General features: G+C 55.1%; 19 protein-coding genes. 7 read left to right on the top strand and 12 right to left on the bottom strand.

Going from position 1 to position 19,297, the window contains the following annotated elements:
* Positions 1-31: 31 nt before the first annotated feature.
* A complete protein-coding gene (locus tag NG99_RS02780; RefSeq protein WP_034888187.1) occupies positions 32-1,186 on the bottom strand; it encodes a beta-glucosidase in 1,155 nt (384 codons plus the stop codon).
* 156 nt (positions 1,187-1,342) lie between these two features.
* Here NG99_RS02780 and NG99_RS02785 point away from each other — a divergent pair, with 156 nt between their 5' ends.
* A complete protein-coding gene (locus tag NG99_RS02785; RefSeq protein WP_034888188.1) occupies positions 1,343-2,815 on the top strand; it encodes a phospholipase D family protein in 1,473 nt (490 codons plus the stop codon).
* A gap of 45 nt (positions 2,816-2,860) precedes the next feature.
* Here the strand turns inward: NG99_RS02785 and mdoC are convergent, their stop codons facing one another.
* The gene (gene mdoC, locus NG99_RS02790; protein WP_034888251.1) at positions 2,861-3,991 is read right to left on the bottom strand and encodes a glucans biosynthesis protein MdoC; all 1,131 of its coding nucleotides are present in this window, start codon (positions 3,989-3,991) and stop codon (positions 2,861-2,863) included.
* 252 nt (positions 3,992-4,243) lie between these two features.
* Here mdoC and NG99_RS02795 point away from each other — a divergent pair, with 252 nt between their 5' ends.
* The 3 genes from NG99_RS02795 (at position 4,244) to NG99_RS02805 (ending at position 8,767) form a co-directional block, all read left to right on the top strand.
* Positions 4,244-5,800, top strand: a complete 1,557-nt coding sequence (locus tag NG99_RS02795) for a glucan biosynthesis protein G (RefSeq protein WP_157032538.1) — start codon at positions 4,244-4,246, stop codon at positions 5,798-5,800.
* Positions 5,793-8,354, top strand: a complete 2,562-nt coding sequence (gene mdoH / locus NG99_RS02800; RefSeq protein ID WP_034888190.1) for a glucans biosynthesis glucosyltransferase MdoH — start codon at positions 5,793-5,795, stop codon at positions 8,352-8,354. Before NG99_RS02795 ends, mdoH begins: the two co-directional genes overlap by 8 nt.
* Before the next feature lie 170 nt (positions 8,355-8,524).
* A complete protein-coding gene (locus NG99_RS02805) occupies positions 8,525-8,767 on the top strand; it encodes a YceK/YidQ family lipoprotein (protein ID WP_157032536.1) in 243 nt (80 codons plus the stop codon).
* A 54-nt stretch (positions 8,768-8,821) separates the two neighbouring features.
* Here NG99_RS02805 and NG99_RS02810 read toward each other — a convergent pair whose 3' ends face one another.
* From NG99_RS02810 to NG99_RS02820, 3 genes are all read right to left on the bottom strand, one after another.
* A complete protein-coding gene (locus NG99_RS02810; protein ID WP_034888191.1) occupies positions 8,822-9,220 on the bottom strand; it encodes a MysB family protein in 399 nt (132 codons plus the stop codon).
* Between the two features lie 162 nt (positions 9,221-9,382).
* On the bottom strand, positions 9,383-10,618 hold the full coding sequence (mdtG, locus tag NG99_RS02815) for a multidrug efflux MFS transporter MdtG (protein WP_034888193.1): 1,236 nt from the start codon (positions 10,616-10,618) through the stop codon (positions 9,383-9,385).
* A gap of 165 nt (positions 10,619-10,783) precedes the next feature.
* On the bottom strand, positions 10,784-11,704 hold the full coding sequence (locus NG99_RS02820) for a Kdo(2)-lipid IV(A) acyltransferase (RefSeq protein WP_034888195.1): 921 nt from the start codon (positions 11,702-11,704) through the stop codon (positions 10,784-10,786).
* On the opposite strand from NG99_RS02820, the gene NG99_RS29060 reads away from it, so the two are divergent.
* Positions 11,703-11,876: a hypothetical protein gene (locus NG99_RS29060; protein WP_157032537.1), complete on the top strand. Its 174-nt coding sequence runs from the start codon at positions 11,703-11,705 to the stop codon at positions 11,874-11,876. The genes NG99_RS02820 and NG99_RS29060 overlap by 2 nt on opposite strands.
* Here NG99_RS29060 and NG99_RS02825 read toward each other — a convergent pair.
* Positions 11,866-12,960, bottom strand: a complete 1,095-nt coding sequence (locus tag NG99_RS02825) for an NADH:flavin oxidoreductase/NADH oxidase (protein ID WP_034888197.1) — start codon at positions 12,958-12,960, stop codon at positions 11,866-11,868. The two genes, NG99_RS29060 and NG99_RS02825, sit on opposite strands and share 11 nt — an antisense overlap.
* 202 nt (positions 12,961-13,162) lie before the next feature.
* Between NG99_RS02825 and trhO the strand changes: the two genes are divergently transcribed.
* Positions 13,163-14,212 carry an oxygen-dependent tRNA uridine(34) hydroxylase TrhO gene (gene trhO / locus NG99_RS02830; RefSeq protein ID WP_034888199.1) on the top strand — a complete coding sequence of 350 codons (1,050 nt, stop codon included), beginning with the start codon at positions 13,163-13,165 and terminating at the stop codon, positions 14,210-14,212.
* A gap of 54 nt (positions 14,213-14,266) precedes the next feature.
* Here the strand turns inward: trhO and NG99_RS02835 are convergent, their stop codons facing one another.
* Positions 14,267-14,842 carry a YceI family protein gene (locus NG99_RS02835; RefSeq protein WP_034888201.1) on the bottom strand — a complete coding sequence of 192 codons (576 nt, stop codon included), beginning with the start codon at positions 14,840-14,842 and terminating at the stop codon, positions 14,267-14,269.
* A gap of 21 nt (positions 14,843-14,863) precedes the next feature.
* Positions 14,864-15,418, bottom strand: a complete 555-nt coding sequence (locus NG99_RS02840) for a cytochrome b (protein ID WP_034888204.1) — start codon at positions 15,416-15,418, stop codon at positions 14,864-14,866.
* A 429-nt stretch (positions 15,419-15,847) separates the two neighbouring features.
* Between NG99_RS02840 and NG99_RS29645 the strand changes: the two genes are divergently transcribed.
* Positions 15,848-15,988: a hypothetical protein gene (locus tag NG99_RS29645; protein ID WP_232298155.1), complete on the top strand. Its 141-nt coding sequence runs from the start codon at positions 15,848-15,850 to the stop codon at positions 15,986-15,988.
* A 99-nt stretch (positions 15,989-16,087) separates the two neighbouring features.
* Here NG99_RS29645 and solA read toward each other — a convergent pair whose 3' ends face one another.
* From solA to pyrC, 4 genes are all read right to left on the bottom strand, one after another.
* The gene (gene solA / locus NG99_RS02845) at positions 16,088-17,200 is read right to left on the bottom strand and encodes an N-methyl-L-tryptophan oxidase (protein ID WP_034888206.1); all 1,113 of its coding nucleotides are present in this window, start codon (positions 17,198-17,200) and stop codon (positions 16,088-16,090) included.
* Positions 17,201-17,307: 107 nt separating this feature from the next.
* Entirely contained in the window at positions 17,308-17,562 is a 255-nt protein-coding gene (gene bssS / locus NG99_RS02850) for a biofilm formation regulator BssS (RefSeq protein WP_034888208.1), read from the bottom strand.
* A 316-nt stretch (positions 17,563-17,878) separates the two neighbouring features.
* Positions 17,879-18,124, bottom strand: a complete 246-nt coding sequence (dinI, locus tag NG99_RS02855; protein WP_034888210.1) for a DNA damage-inducible protein I — start codon at positions 18,122-18,124, stop codon at positions 17,879-17,881.
* 83 nt (positions 18,125-18,207) lie between these two features.
* A complete protein-coding gene (gene pyrC, locus NG99_RS02860; RefSeq protein WP_034888212.1) occupies positions 18,208-19,254 on the bottom strand; it encodes a dihydroorotase in 1,047 nt (348 codons plus the stop codon).
* Positions 19,255-19,297: the final 43 nt, after the last annotated feature.

A 19,297-nucleotide genomic window follows, 5' to 3' on the forward strand; every position in this document is an offset into this window, starting at 1 on the left:
TCCCTCGTATTGACTCTGCCTCGCTGTCGCTTTAATCCCTCTGCTTCAATTTAATTTGCTGGCTGCGAATTTCCAGCGCATAAGGTTCGTAAATCGTCCGGTTACCGTTGGCATCCGGCAGGCCAAACAGGCCGCCCGGCGAGCGGCGATCGTCGGCCCAGGCGGGGTAATCTACCGCAGGAAAAATTGAAATTCCCTCAACCTCAATCCCCCGATCCATCGCCAGGTCAACCTGTCCGATAACGTCCTTCAGCCACGGCAGTCGCATCTCGCCTTCGGCGCCGGTTTCGGCAATCAGCAGCGGACGCTGATAGCGCTGCCAGACTTCTTCCAGCAGGGAGGAGAGCGGCCGGTATTCAGGCTGATGAGCCTGCAGCGGGTCGCCGTTAATGAACCACTGATTATCCGGGTACCAGGTCAGGCCGATGATATCGAGCAGCGAGGGATCGCCGCCCAGCTCTGGATTCAGGCGGCCGCTCAGCATATCCCAGGCATCAAACTGGGCCTGATGCTGCTGGCTGGCCGCCTGGCGACCTTCGGCGCTTTTTTGCTGGGTGGCGACATTGACCAGCGGATCGGTCAGCACGAACCTTGCCGCTGGCAGCACCTGTCTGATGGCGCGCATAGCCGCAATGGAAGCGCTTACCAGCTGCTGCTTAAGTTCTCTTCCTCGCCCGGTCACGCCAGGATTAAACCAGGCGACGTCGGCTCCGGCCCACGACCAGAAAGAAATCTGATTCACTGGAGTAAAGAAGGGGGCGGTGAAGCCTTCATCACGCATCAGGCAGGCCGCCGCATGGGCAAACGCCGCAAAACGATCGATAAACTGTGGCTGCCAGATATTCAGCCCGTCTGGCCAGCCAAAGTGCGCCAGCTCCCAAATGATCTCAATGTCCTGGCTGCGGGCGGCTTGCAGCATGGGTAAAAACGTCGACCAGTCGTACTCTCCCGGCGTTTTCTCGATCAGATACCAGCGCACGCCATCCCGCGCGGTAAACAGGTGTTCCGTAGCCAGCCTGGCGTAATCCTTTTCCAGCAGCGTATCGTGGCCGCTGTTGACCACCATGTCTATGCGCTTACCTTCAGCCCGGCAGGCCGTTGAGCAGGCAAAGCTGCCCTGATAAAAGCTTTTAAACAGCCGGGGAGCGTGGCGCAGGGGAAGTTGATTCTGCGTTTCGTTATTCATCGCATTTCCTCTTCACTGGAGCTATCTCAATGCACCCGGCTAAGTCTAGACTAAATGGCATCTCAGGCGGCAATCAGAACAGTCGCATGACAATGAGAGCCAACAGCCCTGATAATGAACGCAGCAGGAATCTCTCTTTCGAACTAAGGATCCTTAATGGCCGAAGCCTATATTCAGCAACCTGACGAACCGGTTTTCGGGCAAACCCGTCTGACCCGCGCCGTTTCTCCGCTGGTGGAGGAGCATCCCGAACACAGCGGGATCTATCCGTTGGAAGAGGGGCTGGATGCGTTTGCCGCCCGATATCTGCTGATGACCATGGCGGAACATACGCTGGATATTCAGTACTACATCTGGCAGAACGACATGTCCGGTCGTCTGCTATTCAGCGCAATGCTTGAGGCTGCCGGACGCGGGGTGAAAGTGCGCCTGCTGCTGGATGACAATAATACTCAGGGCCTGGACCCGACGCTAAGCCAGCTCAGCAGGCACGAAAATATCGAAATCCGGCTGTTTAATGCCTTTTCGTTTCGCACGCTGAGAGCGCTCGGCTATCTCACCGACTTTGCCAGGCTCAATCGGCGGATGCACAACAAAAGTTTCACCGTTGACGGGGAAGCCACCATTGTGGGCGGACGGAACGTGGGCGATGAGTACTTTGGCGCGGGCGAAGAGCCGCTGTTTTCCGATCTCGACGTGCTGGCCATCGGGCCGGTCGTGGCGGAAGTCACGAAAGATTTTGAACGCTACTGGAACAGCCGGGCGGTTGAACCGTTCAGCAAGGTCGTCGAGCTTGATGAGCAGCAGGCGCATTCTGCCGTCTCGCTGCCGGAGGCCTGGCAAAGCGACCCTCAGGTGGCGCGTTACCTGGAGCGTATTCACGCTTCAGCCTTTGTCACCCAGCTGGAGTCGGGCGATCTACCGCTGATCTGGGCGCAGACTCGCCTGTTGAGCGACGATCCCCGCAAAGGCCTGGGCCGCGCCAAAGCCGCTTCGCTTCTGCCGCAGCGTTTGCTGGAGGTGGTTGGTCAGCCGCAGTCGCAGTTCGATATTATCTCCGCCTACTTTGTGCCTACCCGTGCTGGCGTGGCGCAGCTGCTGGCGCTGGTCAGGAAGGGGGTGAAGATCGCCATTCTGACCAATTCTTTGGCGGCGAATGACGTTTCCGTGGTGCACGCGGGATACGCAAAATGGCGCAAGAAGCTGCTGCGCCACGGTATCACGCTGTATGAACTTAAGCCCCATTCGGACAGTCGCGACGCGCCACATGACCGTGGCCTCACCGGCAATTCTGGCTCCAGCCTGCACGCCAAAACCTTCAGCGTCGACAATGAGAAGGTATTTATTGGATCGTTCAATTTCGACCCGCGTTCGGCGATGCTGAATACCGAAATGGGTTTTGTGATTGAAAGCGAGTCGCTGGCCAGCGGCATTCATCAGCGGTTTATCAGCAGTATGCGCGACCGGGCCTGGACTTTGCGTCTGGACAAGTGGGGCAGAGTGAACTGGATTGAGTATCCTGGCGAAGGGGAAAAAGAAAAGGTGCATAAGCATGAACCGCGCACCCGCTTTATGCAGCGTCTGCTGGTGCGTCTGGTCTGGCGGCTGCCTGTCGAGTGGCTGTTGTAAATCCCTTGCCGCCCGTTCAGATGGCTGAACGGGCGGGGACTTCAGTCAGGTTCTGCGCTGGGGCTTTCCTGAGAACAGGAAGCGCAGGAAAGGAATGCGCAGATGGATTTCGTAAAGAATAAACGCGATGCCAAACACGAAGAACAGCCCCGCAAAGAAGCCCACGCTGTTATTGCTGATATCGGGAACGAAGAGAATGCCAAACAAAATCGTCAGCGGGTGGTGCACCAGGTAGATAAACAGCGAGGCATTGACCAGGTAGGTTACGCGCGGCGAGTGCGAGTTAAGCAGACGATGCCCCAGTGAGAACACCACGTTCACCATCCACAGCCCCATCAGCATTGACACTACCGTATCGATCTCATACAGCCAGCCTTCGCCTTTGTTCCAGGTCTGATTGGCTACGTAGGCGATAAACGCCAGCGCCGATCCGATAAACGTCCAGGCAACGGGCTTCACAAACAGCGCCTTAATAGCTGGATATTTCCAGGCCATCGCGCCCAGCACAAAGAAAGGCAGGAAGAACAGCGATTGCATCACCGCAAAGTTGAACAGGCCGTCGCCCAGCAGCAGGGGCTGATAAATAAACAGCAGGCGGCGAATGACTCCCCAGATCAGGCTGCAAAGCAGGATGGCGAGGGTCAGTTTACCCCACGTCAGGTCGGAATAGTCTGTTTTTGCACGCCTGCCGTCGCGCAGTTTTTTAAAGATCCACAGGCCGGCAACGGTCAGCACGATCAGCACCAGCAGGAACCACAGGTGGGAAATTAAATTCCACGCGATAGCATTAAATTTTTGATAGAAGCTGAAGTTATGCCAGTCGCCAATCTTGCTGGTCCAGGCTTTGATCATAAAAAATTGCGGCAGCGTGAGCAGCGGGATCGCCGCCAGCATAGGGATGCCGAGACGCTCAAGCCTGACTTTCAGCCAGCGTTTTGAGCTGTACCGCAGATAGAGCATGTAGGAAAAATAGCCGGAAATGACGAAAAAGACCTGCATACGAAAGGCATGAATAAAATCATTTAAAAGCGTCAGCCATTCGGAAGGAGCAGGGCTGTTAACGGTCCAGGACTGTGTGGAATAAATCAGGGAAACGTGAAAGGGCACGCCCAACAGCATTAAATATGCCCTGATTGAATCAAAAAAATACTCTCTTTCCTGTGTTTTATTCGTCATAATCATCCAATATTCAACAGGTTATCGCAATGGCTCACCCTGAGCCACGCTAAAGCTTTACGCTCACTTTAGGGGACAAACGGCGGGTATACTATCAGGGTAATCTGTATCCGCTAAGCATTTGAGAATAGGGCGCTTAAGGCTGAGGCCAACAGGAACTAAATTATTGTCGCGCTGTCGGAATGCAGAATAATCCATTAAGATGGATGGGATTGATTTAAGCACACGAAAGGGGGGGATGTGCTGATTAAAATGAAAAACAAGCCACAACGAATGAAATTGCGCTGGCTTGGCGTATCGGTTTTGCTGTCGATGTATGCCAGCTCAAGCTGGGCTTTCAGCATTGATGATGTAGCAAAACAGGCTAAAGATTTGGCAGGGAAAGGGTATGAGGCACCGAAAAGCAATTTGCCATCCCAACTGCGCGAGATGAAGTATGCCGATTACCAACAGATTCAGTTCAATCGTGATAAAGCCTATTGGAGTAAGCTTAAGACCCCATTCAAGCTTGAGTTTTATCATCAGGGAATGTACTTCGACACGCCGGTTCAGGTGAATGAAGTCACCGCCTCTACCGTCCGACAGATTAAGTATTCGCCTGACTACTTTAACTTCGGCAACGTTAAGCATGATGCGGAAACCGTGAAAAACCTCGGCTTTGCCGGTTTTAAGGTGCTGTTCCCGCTCAACAGCAAAAACAAAAAAGATGACGAGATCGGCAGCTTCCTTGGCGCAAGCTATTTTCGCGTGATCGGCGCAGGCCAGGTTTACGGTCTCTCTTCTCGTGGTCTGGCAATTGACACCGCGCTGCCTTCTGGCGAAGAGTTCCCACGCTTTAAAACGTTCTGGATTGAACGTCCAAAACCGTCTGACAAGCATCTGGTGATCTATGCGCTGCTGGATTCGCCACGGGCAACGGGGGCGTATCGCTTCCTGATTACCCCAGGTAAAGACAGCACGGTCGACGTGCAGTCTAAAGTTTACCTGCGCGACAAAGTGGGCAAGCTGGGCGTCGCGCCGCTGACCAGCATGTTCCTGTTTGGGCCGAACCAACCTTCGCCTAACGTGAACTTCCGTCCGCAGCTGCATGACTCAAACGGTCTGTCGATCCACGCTGGCAACGGCGAATGGATCTGGCGTCCGCTTAATAACCCGAAACATCTGGCGGTCAGCACCTTTACCGTCGAAAATCCGAAAGGCTTCGGCTTGTTGCAGCGCGGGCGTGACTTCGATCAGTACCAGGACCTGGACGATCGTTACGATCTCCGGCCGAGCGGCTGGATCGAACCGCAGGGTGACTGGGGTAAAGGCCGCGTAGAGCTGGTCGAAATCCCAACGGCGGATGAGACCAACGACAACATCGTGGCCTTCTGGACGCCGGAAAACCTGCCGGACCCTGGCAAAGAGATGAACTTTAAATACCGTCTGCACTTCACCCGCGACGAGAACCAGCTGCATTCGCCGGAGATGGCCTATGTGAAAGACACGCTGCGTTCAACCGGCGACGTGAAGCAGTCCAACCTGGTGCGCCAGCCTGACGGCACGGTGGCCTTTGTGGTGGACTTCACCGGTCAGGAGATGAGCAAGCTGCCGGATAATACGCCGGTAACGCCTCAGGTCAGCATCGGCAATAACGGTGAGCTGGTGGAAAACAGCGTGCGTTACAATCCGGTGACCAAAGGCTGGCGTCTGGTGATGCGTTTACGTATCAAAGACAACAAGCAGCCAACCGAGATGCGTGCCGCGCTGATGAACGGTGATAAGACGCTGACAGAAACCTGGAGCTATCAGTTGCCTGCCAATGAATAAGTCTACTGTTGTACCCACTGACTATATCGATGCGCTGCCCCTTTCCCCAGAGCGGAAAGGGGCGCTGCGTGAAACGCTGCCTGAACAGCCTGATGAGGCGTTCAGCCAGCTACACCAGTCGCTTGCTGAGGGCGGTCCGGTAGAGTGTCGTCCTGACGATGCGCCGCTGGAGTCGGTCAAATCGCGTATTGAAATGAGCTGGCCAGATTCGCTGGGCCCGAATGGGGAGCAGTTCGGCACTGACGAACTCGACCGCACCACGCTGAAAGCCATGCCTCGCCATACCCGCTCTTCCATGTATCCGGAAGCCTGGCGCACCAACCCGGTTGCGCGCGCCTGGGATTCCGTTCGCGGCCGTAAAACCACGCCTCGCTTTGACACTGCTGAAGAGCAGAAGCAGGAAGATAAGTGGCGTCACGTCGGCTCGATTCGTCGCTACATTCTGCTGCTGCTGACCATTGCGCAGACCGTGGTGGCGACCTGGTACATGAAGACCATTCTGCCTTATCAGGGCTGGGCGCTGATCGATCCGATGGATATGATCAACCAGAACTGGCAGCAGTCGGCGCTGCAACTCCTGCCTTACATTCTGCAAACCGGGATTCTGTTCCTGTTCGCGGTGCTGTTCTGCTGGGTCTCCGCCGGCTTCTGGACGGCGCTGATGGGCTTCCTGCAATTGATGATCGGCAAGGACAAGTACAGTATTTCCTATGGTCTGACCGGCAACGAGCCGATCAACCCGGAACACCGTACCGCGCTGATCATGCCGATCTGTAACGAAGATGTGGAACGCGTCTTCGCCGGTCTGCGCGCAACCTGGGAGTCGGTGGTAAGAACGGGCGAACAGCAGAATTTTGACGTCTACGTTCTGAGCGACAGCTACAACCCCGATATCGCCCTGGCGGAGCAGAAAGCCTGGATGGAGCTGGTCCGTGACGTGGGTGGAGAAGGGCGTATTTTCTATCGTCGTCGTCGTCGCCGCGTGAAGCGTAAAAGCGGTAACATTGATGACTTCTGCCGCCGTTGGGGCAGCCAGTACAGCTACATGGTGGTGCTGGATGCGGACAGCGTCATGAGCGGCGACTGTCTTACCGGCCTGGTGCGGATGATGGAAGCCAACCCGAACGCCGGGATTATTCAGTCTTCGCCTAAAGCGTCAGGTATGGATACGCTGTATGCCCGCTGTCAGCAGTTTGCAACCCGCGTATACGGTCCGCTGTTTACCGCAGGTCTGCACTTCTGGCAACTGGGTGAGTCCCACTACTGGGGGCATAACGCCATCATTCGCGTGGCGCCGTTTATCGAGCACTGTGCGCTGGCGCCGCTGCCGGGTGAGGGCTCCTTTGCGGGCTCGATCCTCTCCCACGACTTCGTGGAAGCGGCGCTGATGCGCCGTGCGGGCTGGGGTGTGTGGATTGCTTACGACCTGCCGGGCTCTTATGAAGAGCTGCCGCCAAATCTGCTGGACGAGCTGAAGCGCGACCGCCGCTGGTGTCACGGTAACCTGATGAACTTCCGCCTGTTCCTGGTGAAAGGTATGCACCCGGTGCACCGTGCCGTGTTCCTGACCGGGGTGATGTCCTATCTGTCTGCGCCGCTGTGGTTTATGTTCCTGGCCCTGTCAACGGCGTTGCAGGTGGTGCATACGCTAATGGAGCCGCAGTACTTCCTGCAGCCCCGGCAGCTTTTCCCGGTGTGGCCGCAGTGGCGTCCTGAGCTGGCGATAGCGCTGTTCTCCACCACGATGGTGCTGCTGTTCCTGCCGAAGCTGCTCAGCATTATGCTGGTCTGGTTCAAAGGCGCGAAACCTTACGGCGGCGTGATTCGCGTGACCGTTTCGCTGTTCCTTGAGATGCTGTTCTCGGTGCTGCTGGCGCCGGTACGGATGCTGTTCCATACGGTATTCGTAGTCAGCGCCTTCCTCGGCTGGGAAGTGGTGTGGAACTCTCCTCAGCGTGATGATGACGCGACACCCTGGAGTGAAGCGTTTAAGCGTCACGGTTCGCAGATGGCTCTGGGTATCGTTTGGGCCGCCGGGATGGGCTGGCTTGACCTGAACTTCCTGTGGTGGCTGGCGCCGATCGTCTTCTCGCTGATCCTGTCGCCGTTCGTGTCGGTGTTCTCAAGCCGTTCCACCACGGGTAACGCTTCTAAGCGCGCCAGGTTGTTCCTGATCCCGGAAGAGTTTTCGCCGCCGAAAGAGCTGGTGGATACCGATCGCTATGTCGTGGTGAACCGTGAACGCGCGCTGAAAGACGGCTTTATGCACGCGCTGTTCAACCCGTCGTTTAACGCGCTGGCCAGCGCGATGGCGACCTCACGCCACCTGAAAAGCGATGTGCTGGAGTATGCCCGCGATCGTCAGGTCGATCAGGCACTGAGCGAATCACCGGCTAAACTGGACCGCGATCGTCGCCTGGCGCTGATTAGTGACCCTGTCACGTTGTCGCGGATCCATTATCGCCTGTGGCAACATGCCGATAAATATCATGACTGGTTCGATTACTATAACTCGTTGAAAATTAACCCTAAGGCGATTCAGACAGAGAAATAACTTAAGCCTGAAGCGCAGAAAGGCCGGGAATGACTTCCCGGCCTTTTTTTTATCTCCGCCGCCTGAGGGGGCTGCCTTACCAAATCCTTACGCAAGTTTTGCGCATTTTCCCAGCAGAAACCCGCTGGTTTACACTACAATGGCGCGTTTCATTTAGCTGAATGGTAATTATGATCAAATTCATTTCTCGCGGCCTGCTGGCAGGCCTCATCGCACTGCTGCTGAGCGGTTGCGGCAGCATCATCAGCCGCACGGTGCCGGGCCAGGGACACGGTAACCAGTTTTATCCTGGCGTACAGTGGGACGTTCGCGACACGGCGTGGCGATTCCTGACCATTATCGATCTGCCGTTGTCGTTGGTGGTGGATACGCTGCTGCTGCCGGTAGACGCGCACCATGGCCCTTATGAGTAACAGCCCGGCTGAATGAGCCGGGCTGTTTACGGGGGGAGATTGCTGGTTCAGGAGTCAGTCATAGCGATCGGAATCGCTATTATCGTCTTCCCACTCCTCTGCCGCGGCTTTACCTTCTTCGCTTTCCGTCGGCGGCTCAAGCTGAAACTCACCGTCATCCCACTCGTGCAGCGTATTTTCCGGTAGCCACTCCTGACGCAGTTCAATCTCGTCAAAATCGTCGTCAAAGATAGCCTGCGCCGCTTCGCCACCGCGCAGGGACAGACACTCCCCCTCGTCGCCCTCGTTGGCGAAAAATTCGGCCTGCCACATGATATCACCGTCCTGCATCACGTATTTTTGCAGGTTGAACTGGCCAACTGACGCTTCATCCTCTTCCATCTCTGGGTTAGCCGCCAGGAACTCTTCCCGTGCGGCATCGATGGCCTCTTCCAGCGTTGCGTACATGCTCATTGGGGTCTCCATAACAACGGTTTCAGGTTTTAAAAAGAATAGTCGAAGATTGTCGAAGGAAAGGGAAAAAAAAGAAAAGTTGTTTAGGTAATTATTTCATTGGGTTACTGAGGTCGAACGCAGAAACCGGGCCGGGAATGCGCGGAAAAGCAGGCGACAGGGTTATTCATCAAGCATACTGCTGCGGTCAACCCGGCGGCGCAGACTGATCCACGAGTAGAGGGCATTAAACAGCACCACGCAGGCGGTGACGACAAACACGGCGCGAAATCCCCAGTGGGCAGAAACGGCTGCGCCCATCAGTGGTCCGGTCACGTTACCAATATCTCTGAAAGACTGGTTATAGCTGAAGATCCGCCCGGCAACCTTGTTGCTGGCGTTGTAAATCAGCAGCGTCTGTACGGCTGGCAGCAGTGCGCCATCGGCCGCGCCAAGCAGAAAACGTAAAATACCGAGCTGAAGGGGATTCTGTACCAGCGACATCGGCAGCAACAGCAGTGCCGACACCAGCAGCATCGCAACCAGAATGCGCTCTGGCCCAATGCGATCGCCAAGCTTGCCTAATCGGGGGGCGCTGATCAGTGCTGCCACGCCGGGAACGGAGGCGATCAGGCCGCTGACAAAGGCCAGGTTCTGGATATCGCCCGCCAGATCCCGCACGTACAGCGTCAGGATTGGCGCAATGGAGCCGGTTGCAACCTGAATAATCAGCGTGGTGACAAACAGTGTCAGCACCAGCCTGGGGTTCTTCAGCGTGGTGAAGACCTGATAGGCCCGCAGCATGTCTTTTTTCTGCACCGGAATAAACGTCTCACGAACGGCAAACAGCGTCATCACAAAGCAGATAAACAGCACGGCGGCGGTGATGAAAAATACCGGGCGCAGACCAAAGCTGTCCGCCAGCAGGCCGCCAATTAATGGCCCAATCAGTGCGCCGCTGACGGCGCCGGTAGAGAGCCAGCCAAGCGCCCAGCCGCTTTTATTCCGCGGCACCTGCGTGGCAATCAGCGCGTTGGCATTGGGCACGAAGCCGCCCAGCAGTCCCAGCAGCGCCCGTAGCACCAGAAATTGCCAGATACTGGTTGCCAGTCCCATCAGCAGCATGACGATCGCCATACCGAGCGCGGAGCGCAGCAGCATAATCTTTCTGCCTTTGCGATCGGCGAGACCACCCCAGAAGGGCGAGGCAACCGCAGAAAACAGAAAGGTAATGCTGAAGACCAGGCCTGACCACAGGTTCAGCTCGTGGGGATCGGTCACGCCGAGCAGTTCGACATACAGCGGAAGAAAGGGCATGACCAGGCTGAAGGCGATACCAGTCAGAAAGCAGCCGCACCAGGCGACAAACAGATTTTTTTGCCAGTTGATCAGAGGAGGCGAAACGTCAGCAGTAGCCATAGCGTGGTGATTGACCTGTAGGGTATCGGAAATAATTTTATTATTAGCAGGCTAATTATGCGCTCAAATTCGCCAGCTGAACAGGGCGGCAGCTGAAAATCAGTAAAAATGAAAAGGAGTTTTAGTTTGCTGGCGGGCAGCGAAACGGCTCGCCAGCGGGAGGAATTAATAGTAGGAGGGTTCGCCTGGCGGCCGGGTTTTAAAGCGACGATGAAGCCACATATACTGCTCAGGTGCCATCAGGACGCCGTGCTCCACGACCTTATTTATTCTGGCCGCCGTTGCCGCCTCGTTATCCAGCGGCACCGCTTGCTCTTCCGGCAGGATCACCATCTCGTAGCCTTTACCGTGCGGCAAGCGGCGCGGGACGAAAGGGATGACGGCGGGTTGGCCGCTGCGAATCAGCAAATAGCTGCCTTTGGTCGACGCGGCTTTTTCGACCCCGAAGAAGGGCACAAAAACGCTGCTTTTCGGGCCATAATCATGGTCCGGCGCGTACCAGATGATATCGCCGTTTTTCAACGCGCGGATCATTCCCTTCAGGTCTTTACGATCCAGCATGCTTTTGTTGGAGCGCATACGCCCCCAGGTTTGCAGCCAGTCCAGCAGCGCATTGTCGTTAGGGCGGTAAACACCGATGCCGGGGTTATAAATGCCGAAGATGCGGGCGCCCAGCTCCAGGGTTAAAAAATGCATGCCAATCAGCAACACGCCCTTGCCTTCGCGGTGAGCCTTATCGATGTGCTCAAGCCCGCTGACGTGGAACCACTTGCGGATGCGCCAGTCGGGCCAGAACCAGGCCATGCCGGTCTCAATCAGCCCCATGCCGACCGATTCGAAATTGCGCACCACCATTGCCTCACGCTCCGCTTCCGGCATGGTGGGGAAGCACAGTTCCAGATTGCGGTGAGCTACTTCTACCCGGCGGCGAATAAAACGCATCGACAGGCGACCCAGGCCACAGCCGAGATGATAAAGCACCGGATAGGGCAGCAGAACCAGCAGGTACAGAAAACCGATACCCAACCAGGTAAACCAATAACGAGGATGCAACAACGCTCGCGTAAATTGAGGCAGCTGAGTCATGAGTTTCCAGATCGCAAAAAAGGGCATCATTATGCTGCCCGTGATTTTTTATTTATGGCCTATTGTGCCATTTTTCGGCCACAAACTGAAACAACCCGCTGTGCTGTGGTGCTTTTTTGTCGCCGCCAGGCTGAATACTGGCCGCGACGACCTCATCCGGCTTACTGTTTAAACAGCCCTTTGACCTCATGTGGTTCGCAGCGCCAGTACTGCTCTGGCGCCCGTACCTTCGCGCCAAGTTTTGCCGCCGCGTGCCACGGCCAACGCGGGTCGTAGAGCATACCGCGAGCCAGGGCCACCATATCAGCCTGATGGTCGTTAAGCACCGCTTCTGCCTGCTCCGGCTCGGTAATCATACCGACCGCGATGACCGGAATATTCACCGCTTCTTTTACTCCCCCGGCGAAGGGCACCTGATAGTTTGGCCCCACTTTGATCTGCTGAGCAGGCGAGAGACCGCCGCTGGAGACGTGGATAAAGGCGCAGCCTTCCGCTTCCAGCGCTGTACTGAGCGCGATGGACTGCTGGAGATCCCAGCCTCCTTCTACCCAATCGGTAGCTGAGATCCTGACGCCAACCGGTTTGTGAGCAGAAACTACCCGGCGCACCTCGCGAAAGATTTCGAGGGTCAGGCGCATCCGGTTTTCCAGCGAGCCGCCGTAGTTATCGTCGCGCTGGTTAGCCAGCGGGGATAAAAATTGATGCAGCAGATAGCCGTGTGCCGCATGTATCTCGATCAAATCCAGCCCGATGCGGTCGGCACGAATGGCCGCATCAATGAAGGCCTGCTTGATCTCCTCAATGCGGGCTTTGGTCAATGCCAGCGGCGTACCGTCCGTCTCATTAAACGGCACGGCGGAAGGGGCCGAGGTCTGCCAGCCGCCTTCTTCAGGCCGCAGGAAGCCGCCGCCGTGCCAGGGGGCATCGGTAGAGGCTTTGCGTCCGGCGTGGGCAAGCTGAATGCCGAGGGGCATCGCGGAATATTTGCGGACATCTTTGACTACCTCGCTTAACGCCTGCTCGGTGGCTTCATCCCAAATCCCCAGATCCTGCGGCGTTATGCGGCCAGCGGGTTCGACTGCCGAAGCCTCAATAATCAGCAGGCCCGCGCCAGAGAGCGCCAGATGCCCAAGATGGATACGGTGCCAGGCCGTGGCTTTACCACAATCGGCGGAGTACTGGCACATTGGGGCTATCGCGATTCGGTTCTCAAGGGTTAACTTTCCCAGAACAATCGGGCTGAAGAGTTGGCTCATGCAATGTCTCCGTTAGCAATGAAAGGGTAAAAGCTAACTATAGGCGGATTTTTTTGTGACGTTGGTCAGGTCATGCTGTTGCTGAACCGTCGGTGAAAATCTCCGTATCGCGAGGAAATTTGCTGATTCAGCTTTGATTTCCCCCTTATTCAGGTATGATATCGCCCGCAAAATTTCTCTCTTGAACGCAGGAAAGTACACCATGCCAGTGTTACATAACCTTGTTTCCAATGAAGAGCTGAGAGCGCGGATGCTGGCCGAGACCGAACCGCGTACCACAGTGTCTTTCTATAAATATTTTACCCTTGATGACGCGAAAGCCTTCCGCGATGCGCTGTACGTTGCGCTGACCAGGCTGAAGGTTTTTGGCCGTGTCTATGTGGCCAGCGAAGGGATTAACGCCCAGATCAGCGTGCCAGCCAGCCAGTATGAAGCGATGAAAAGCATGCTCTACGCCTTCCATCCGGCGCTGGATAATCTGCGCATGAACGTGGCGCTGGACGATGATGGAAAATCGTTTTGGGTGCTGCGTCTGAAAGTGCGTGAGCGCATTGTGGCCGACGGCATTACCGATGAAACCTTTGATGCCAGCGACGTTGGCGGTTATCTGAAGGCGGCCGAAGTGAATGCCATGCTTGACGATCCCGACGCGCTCTTCGTGGATATGCGCAACCACTACGAATATGAAGTGGGCCACTTTGATAACGCGATGGAAATTCCCGCCGATACCTTCCGCGACCAGCTGCCGATGGCGGTTGATATGCTGAAAGACGATAAAGAGAAAAAAATCGTCATGTACTGCACCGGTGGGATCCGCTGTGAGAAAGCCAGCGCGTGGATGCGTCATAACGGTTTTGAGAACGTTTACCACGTTGAGGGCGGCATTATTGAATACGCTCGTCGCGCGCGTGAACAGGGGCTTCCCGTTCGTTTTAAGGGCAAAAACTTTGTCTTTGACGAGCGGATGGGCGAGCGGATTTCCGGGGATGTCATCGCCTCCTGTCATCAGTGCGGCGCGGCTTGCGATACCCACGTCAACTGCAAAAACGATGGCTGCCATCTGCTGTTTATCCAGTGTCCGAGCTGCGCTGAAAAATACCAGGGATGCTGTAGCCCAATCTGCATGGAAGAGCTGGCTTTAACCCCGGAAGAGCAGCGCGCGCGCCGTGCTGGTCGTGAGAATGGCAACAAGGTATTCAACAAGTCTCGCGGCAAGCTGACGATGACGCTGAATATCCCTGCCGAAGAGTAAATGAGTCAGGCCGGTGGGCACCCCCCGGCCTGATTTGATCCGCTTGCTCTACTTCTACTGACGGATACCTTCAACCGAGATCGTCAGCTCTACTGTCTGAGAGGCCGGTCCCAGGTCGGTGGTAATGTTAAAGTCTTTCAGGGCAATTTTCGTTTCAGCTTCAAATCCTGCACGATAGCCTCCCCACGGGTCTTTGCCTTCACCCAGCTTTTTCGCCTCCAGCTTGACGGGTTTAGTCACGCCGTTTAGCGTCAGATTACCGTTGATAGCCAGCTCGTCACCGTCTTTTTCCACCCCGGTTGACACAAAGGTCGCCTGCGGGAATTTAGCTACGTTCAGGAACTCGGCGCTGCGTATATGCTTGTCGCGCTCGGCGTGGTTAGTGTCCACGCTGTTGGTGTTGATGGTGACGTTCACCTTGTCTTTGGCCGGATCGGCTTCATCAAAGGTAAAACTGCCGTCAAAATCTTTAAAGGTACCGTACAGCCAGCTGTAGCCCAGGTGCTGAATGCGGAACTGGACAAAGGCGTGCTGCCCCTGTTTATCAATTTTAAAGTCAGCGGCAGAGGCCGCGGTCGCACTCATTAACAGCGCGGCGCCAGCCAGCGCCGACAGGCTTTTTTTCAACATAGTGACGTTCCTTTCCAGAGGTTAATCGATGCGGCTGCCCAGCATCCGCTTCAGCGTAATATCACGGTCAATAAAATGGTGTTTTAACGCGGCCAGCCCGTGCAGCACGGAGAGGATCACCACGCTCCAGGCCAGCCAGAGGTGAATATCCCCGGCCAGGTCCGCCTGTTCGCCAAACCCTTCCAGCGTGGCGGGCACAGAAAGCAGGCCAAAGACCTCAATCGGTTTACCGTCAGCGGTGGAGATCAGATAGCCGCTGATAAAAATGGCAAACAGGATGCCGTACAGCAGCAGATGCACCGCGACTGCACTGACGCGCGTCAGCGAGGAATAGCTGCTTAGCGGCCTGGGCGGCGGGGAGATGAAACGCCAAATCGTTCTCAGGATCATCACCGCGAACAGGGTGATGCCGATGCTTTTGTGCAGCTCAGGCGCGGGGTGATACCAACTGTCGTAATAACCGAGGGTCACCATCCACAGGCCCAGCGCAAACATGCCGTAGACGGCCAGCGCGACCAGCCAGTGCAAAAGCTTACTGATAGCGCCGAAGTGGGTAGAGGTGTTTTTCCACAGCATAGTGGTATCCGGTAGCCAGTTTTTGCCAAGACTGACCAGGCTAATACATAAAATCAATCACTAATTAAGTGGGCATGAAAAATAATTCGTAACATTCAATAATATTGAACAATTTTATGAATTAAAATTTAAATTACTGATGAATTAATCCTGAGAAAGAGATTTTGCGCCCATAATGAAAGGGTTTTTCGTGATTTTGGTTGGATTTGTATTGTCTGTATATTTGATGTTTACTTAAATAAATGTCAGTTATTTGTCACGTTATGTCAGCATGACGGCGGGAAAAGGTTCATTTTCTCTTATTTATTTCCGGTGAGACTGAGCCCAGGCTGATGAAAGCGGGGAACAGGCATTTTGCGCCTGGCAGGGACGGCTACAAAGCGCGTCGACAACGGTGGTCTTGTTCTGAAATGGTGTGGAAATACGGCGATGGCTGTCACAAACTTCACGCTGCGTGAAACGGCGCGGAAACCTCTGTCAGGCTCTGCGCCAGCCGTTGCCAGCGAAGTCGAAGCGCATAAGCTGATTAACACGCTGCGGCAGCAGCGAAAAGACATCGCTGCGAAATAAATCATCTGCAGCCAAAAGCCGGCGCGCCCCTGAGGCTGGAGTGCTTAAGTGACCAGCTTCAGGTGCCGCGCCCGGCTTTTTTATTACTGCCGGGATTAATTAAAAGCGGGACAGGGCGAAGGAAGATAAATCAAATTCCGTGCGCTTATTCTGGGCAAAGTCAGCGGCAATCTCACCCAGCACGCTGGCAAATTTAAATCCGTGGCCGCTTAATCCGCTAATAATAAGCCGATCTGGCGAACCGGGAAGCGTGTCAATAATAAAGTCCTCATCCGCCGTATTATCATAAGTACAGGCTTCCCCGCGCAGGCAAACGCCAACGCCCGGCAGGAAGTGACGCAGGAAAGAAAACAGCTCGCTGCCGTCTTCTGCCACCGAGCCAAAAGGTTTGCGCTGTTCGGGGCTGGTAATCGGCTGGCCGCCGTCATGACGGCCAATTTTCAGGGCGTTATTGTCCGCTGGAAAGCCGTAAAAATGCGTGCCGTCCGGCATTTCGACGGTAAATGCAGGGAATTTATTATTTTCGCTGTAGCGGCCGTCGGCCTGGTGCCAGGCAAACACTTTTCTTACCGGCTTGATCGGCAGCTCAGGAAGCAGGGATTGTACCCAGGTTCCCGCACTCAGCAACAGTTTGCGGCCGCTAAAGGCGCCGTCAGCCGTGTGGACCCACTGTAGTCCATTGCGCTCTTCTATAGAGTCCACGCCACAGTTAAATAGCTGCGCGCAGCCAGCCTCCTTAGCAAGGCGGATCAGCTGGCGGATGGCCGTTTCTGATTTCAGATATCCTGACTGAGGTTCAAATATGCCGGTATAGCCTGCGGGGACGCTTAGCTGAGGCCAGCGTGTGGTGGTCTGCTCGCCGCTAAGTATCTCAACGGGCAGAGAAAACGCCTCGGCGCTCTGGCGAACGTTGCGGATAAATTCCGAGTCGTTGGGGGCCAGGTTAATCACCCCGCTGCGGTGCATGATGCGCTCGCCGCACTGTGTTTCCAGCTCGTCCCACAGCTGCTGCGCACGCAGAACCAGCGGAACGTAGCGGGCTCCTTCCCCATAGGCATGGCGAATCAGGCGGGATTCCCCGTGATGGCTACCTTCGCTATGCGGAGGGTGCGCGCGGTCAATCATCAGCACCTTAAGGCCTGCCTGCGTGGCGTACCACCCGGCTGCGGCGCCAACTGAACCACTTCCCACCACAATTAAGTCATAAACCATCTGCACCCGGCTCCTTTGTTGATCAGGCATTCGGTGCAGAATAGCAAAATGTGGCAGCAATGAAAAAGGCACCCTGTAGGGTGCCTTCAAGCGTGGAACAACAGAAATTAATGCTTTTTAAAATCCCGGTCCTGGTAATCTGTTGCTTCAATCTTTGCTATGCCAGCCTCCAGTATGGAGATAAATTGTCTGGCAACGTCGGTGGTTAACCAGTAGGTCTGGCCGACCTCGGCGTCTTCGGTCTGCTGCGCATTGGAAGTCAGCGAATGCAGGCGAATCATCATGGCATCGTAAGAGTCTACAGTACTGATATCCCACCCGATGAGGGGATGTGTCTGGATTACGTCTTTGTTTCTGTCCATTATAACCCCCTTATTACTCGTATTAGTGATGACAACGAAGTGATTTATCGAGGTTCAATGCGGCCTTTTTTCCATAGAGCAAAACAATTATAACAGGATTTTAAATTCCCGGAGAATGAAATTTTAAGGTGGAAAGAGAAGATAGTTTGATTAAAGATTTTATATAAGCGTGAATGGGAAGGCGAAAATTAATCTGCCCTGAATCCAGGAAAGTTCTGGAAGATGTGCGGAATTGATTAAATAGTAATCAATAAAAATAAAAAAGCCGGATGGCGAAACCCGGCAAACAACGGCAAAAAAGAGAGGAAAAGGCGCGCTAGTCGGTAATAAACCACTCTTCAGCACTTTCCCAGGTTTCCTGCAGAATTTCGGTGATGCGGTCTTTGGCTTCTTTTCCCCCGCCCATCACCGTCAGATTGTTGGCCCCGGCATAGCGTACGGAAACGCTGTTGGCCGTTTCGGGAAACTGTTGGTCGATACGTTTGCCCAGCTCCGACGACAGCGCATCAATTGCGCCAGCGGGAAGCGAAGTAGTTTTTGCTACAGTGACTTCAATACGCATAAAAAGCCTCCGGATAAGATACTGTGAATATATACAGTATTTTGACCGAAGGCAATCATTTACCGCTCTTTATCGCCGAAGGATTAACGCTCTACGGTCCAGTTGAGCGTTTCACCGGCGAGGAACGGCACCAGCGAGTGCTCTCCCAGCGTGATGCTCTCTGCCACTTTCCACGGCTTGCGAACCAGCTTAATCGTGCCTTCATTTAACGGCAGCCCATAAAAACGCGGGCCGTTTTCAGAACAGAAGGCTTCAAGGTGCTGCAGGGCATTCATCTCTTCAAACACGGTCGCGTAGGCCGGGAGCGAAGAAGGGGCGTTAAACACCCCGGCGCAGCCGCAGCTGGCTTCTTTCAGGTGGCGCAGATGCGGAGCCGTATCGGTCCCGAGGAAAAAGCGATCGTCGCCGCTGGCGACCACTTTACGCAGCGCTTCCTGATGCACATTGCGCTTGAGGATAGGCAGACAGTAAAGATGCGGACGCACGCCGCCAACCAGCATATGGTTGCGGTTAAACATCAGGTGCTGCGGGGTAATGGTCGCGGCCAGCAGGCGGTTGCCTTCTTCAACATAGGCGGCGGCTTCTTTGGTGGTGATATGCTCGAACACCACTTTCAGCTCGGGGAACTGCTTACGCAGCGGCTCCATCACCGTCTCAATAAAGCGCGCTTCGCGGTCAAAAATATCAATTTCTGCCGCCGTCACTTCGCCGTGGATCAGCAGCGGCATCCCGATTTTTTGCATCCGCTCCAGCACATTAGCAATACTGGCGATATTAGTGACGCCGTGGCTGGAGTTAGTGGTGGCATGAGCCGGGTAGAGTTTTGCCGCGGTGAATACGCCGTCGCTAAAACCCTTTTCAATTTCGTCAGGGTCCAGCGAATCGGTCAGGTAGCAGGTCATTAGCGGAGCGAAGTTATGTCCGGCGGGGATGGCGTCCAGAATGCGATTGCGGTAGGCGATTGCCGCCGCGACGCTGGTCACCGGAGGAACCAGGTTGGGCATTACGATCGCCCGGCCGTTAACTTCGCTGGTAAAGGGCAGCACGGTTTTTAGCATCTCATCGTCTCGCAGATGGATATGCCAGTCGTCAGGGCGGCGGATGATAAGTTGCTGGGGTTGTGCTGTCATTGAAGTGCTCCGGCAGAAGTGAAATCGGGATGGCGATTTAGCC

This window comes from Erwinia typographi (genome assembly GCF_000773975.1).
Taxonomy (GTDB): Bacteria; Pseudomonadota; Gammaproteobacteria; order Enterobacterales; family Enterobacteriaceae; genus Erwinia; species Erwinia typographi.

Coding starts and splice junctions, on each gene's coding strand:
- NG99_RS02780 (WP_034888187.1), bottom strand. CDS start 1,186: ATGAATAACGAAACGCAGAATCAACTTCCCCTGCGCCACGCTCCCCGG.
- NG99_RS02785 (WP_034888188.1), top strand. CDS start 1,343: ATGGCCGAAGCCTATATTCAGCAACCTGACGAACCGGTTTTCGGGCAA.
- mdoC (WP_034888251.1), bottom strand. CDS start 3,991: ATGACGAATAAAACACAGGAAAGAGAGTATTTTTTTGATTCAATCAGG.
- NG99_RS02795 (WP_157032538.1), top strand. CDS start 4,244: ATGAAAAACAAGCCACAACGAATGAAATTGCGCTGGCTTGGCGTATCG.
- mdoH (WP_034888190.1), top strand. CDS start 5,793: ATGAATAAGTCTACTGTTGTACCCACTGACTATATCGATGCGCTGCCC.
- NG99_RS02805 (WP_157032536.1), top strand. CDS start 8,525: ATGATCAAATTCATTTCTCGCGGCCTGCTGGCAGGCCTCATCGCACTG.
- NG99_RS02810 (WP_034888191.1), bottom strand. CDS start 9,220: ATGAGCATGTACGCAACGCTGGAAGAGGCCATCGATGCCGCACGGGAA.
- mdtG (WP_034888193.1), bottom strand. CDS start 10,618: ATGGCTACTGCTGACGTTTCGCCTCCTCTGATCAACTGGCAAAAAAAT.
- NG99_RS29060 (WP_157032537.1), top strand. CDS start 11,703: ATGAGTTTCCAGATCGCAAAAAAGGGCATCATTATGCTGCCCGTGATT.
- NG99_RS02820 (WP_034888195.1), bottom strand. CDS start 11,704: ATGACTCAGCTGCCTCAATTTACGCGAGCGTTGTTGCATCCTCGTTAT.
- NG99_RS02825 (WP_034888197.1), bottom strand. CDS start 12,960: ATGAGCCAACTCTTCAGCCCGATTGTTCTGGGAAAGTTAACCCTTGAG.
- trhO (WP_034888199.1), top strand. CDS start 13,163: ATGCCAGTGTTACATAACCTTGTTTCCAATGAAGAGCTGAGAGCGCGG.
- NG99_RS02835 (WP_034888201.1), bottom strand. CDS start 14,842: ATGTTGAAAAAAAGCCTGTCGGCGCTGGCTGGCGCCGCGCTGTTAATG.
- NG99_RS02840 (WP_034888204.1), bottom strand. CDS start 15,418: ATGCTGTGGAAAAACACCTCTACCCACTTCGGCGCTATCAGTAAGCTT.
- NG99_RS29645 (WP_232298155.1), top strand. CDS start 15,848: ATGGCTGTCACAAACTTCACGCTGCGTGAAACGGCGCGGAAACCTCTG.
- solA (WP_034888206.1), bottom strand. CDS start 17,200: ATGGTTTATGACTTAATTGTGGTGGGAAGTGGTTCAGTTGGCGCCGCA.
- bssS (WP_034888208.1), bottom strand. CDS start 17,562: ATGGACAGAAACAAAGACGTAATCCAGACACATCCCCTCATCGGGTGG.
- dinI (WP_034888210.1), bottom strand. CDS start 18,124: ATGCGTATTGAAGTCACTGTAGCAAAAACTACTTCGCTTCCCGCTGGC.
- pyrC (WP_034888212.1), bottom strand. CDS start 19,254: ATGACAGCACAACCCCAGCAACTTATCATCCGCCGCCCTGACGACTGG.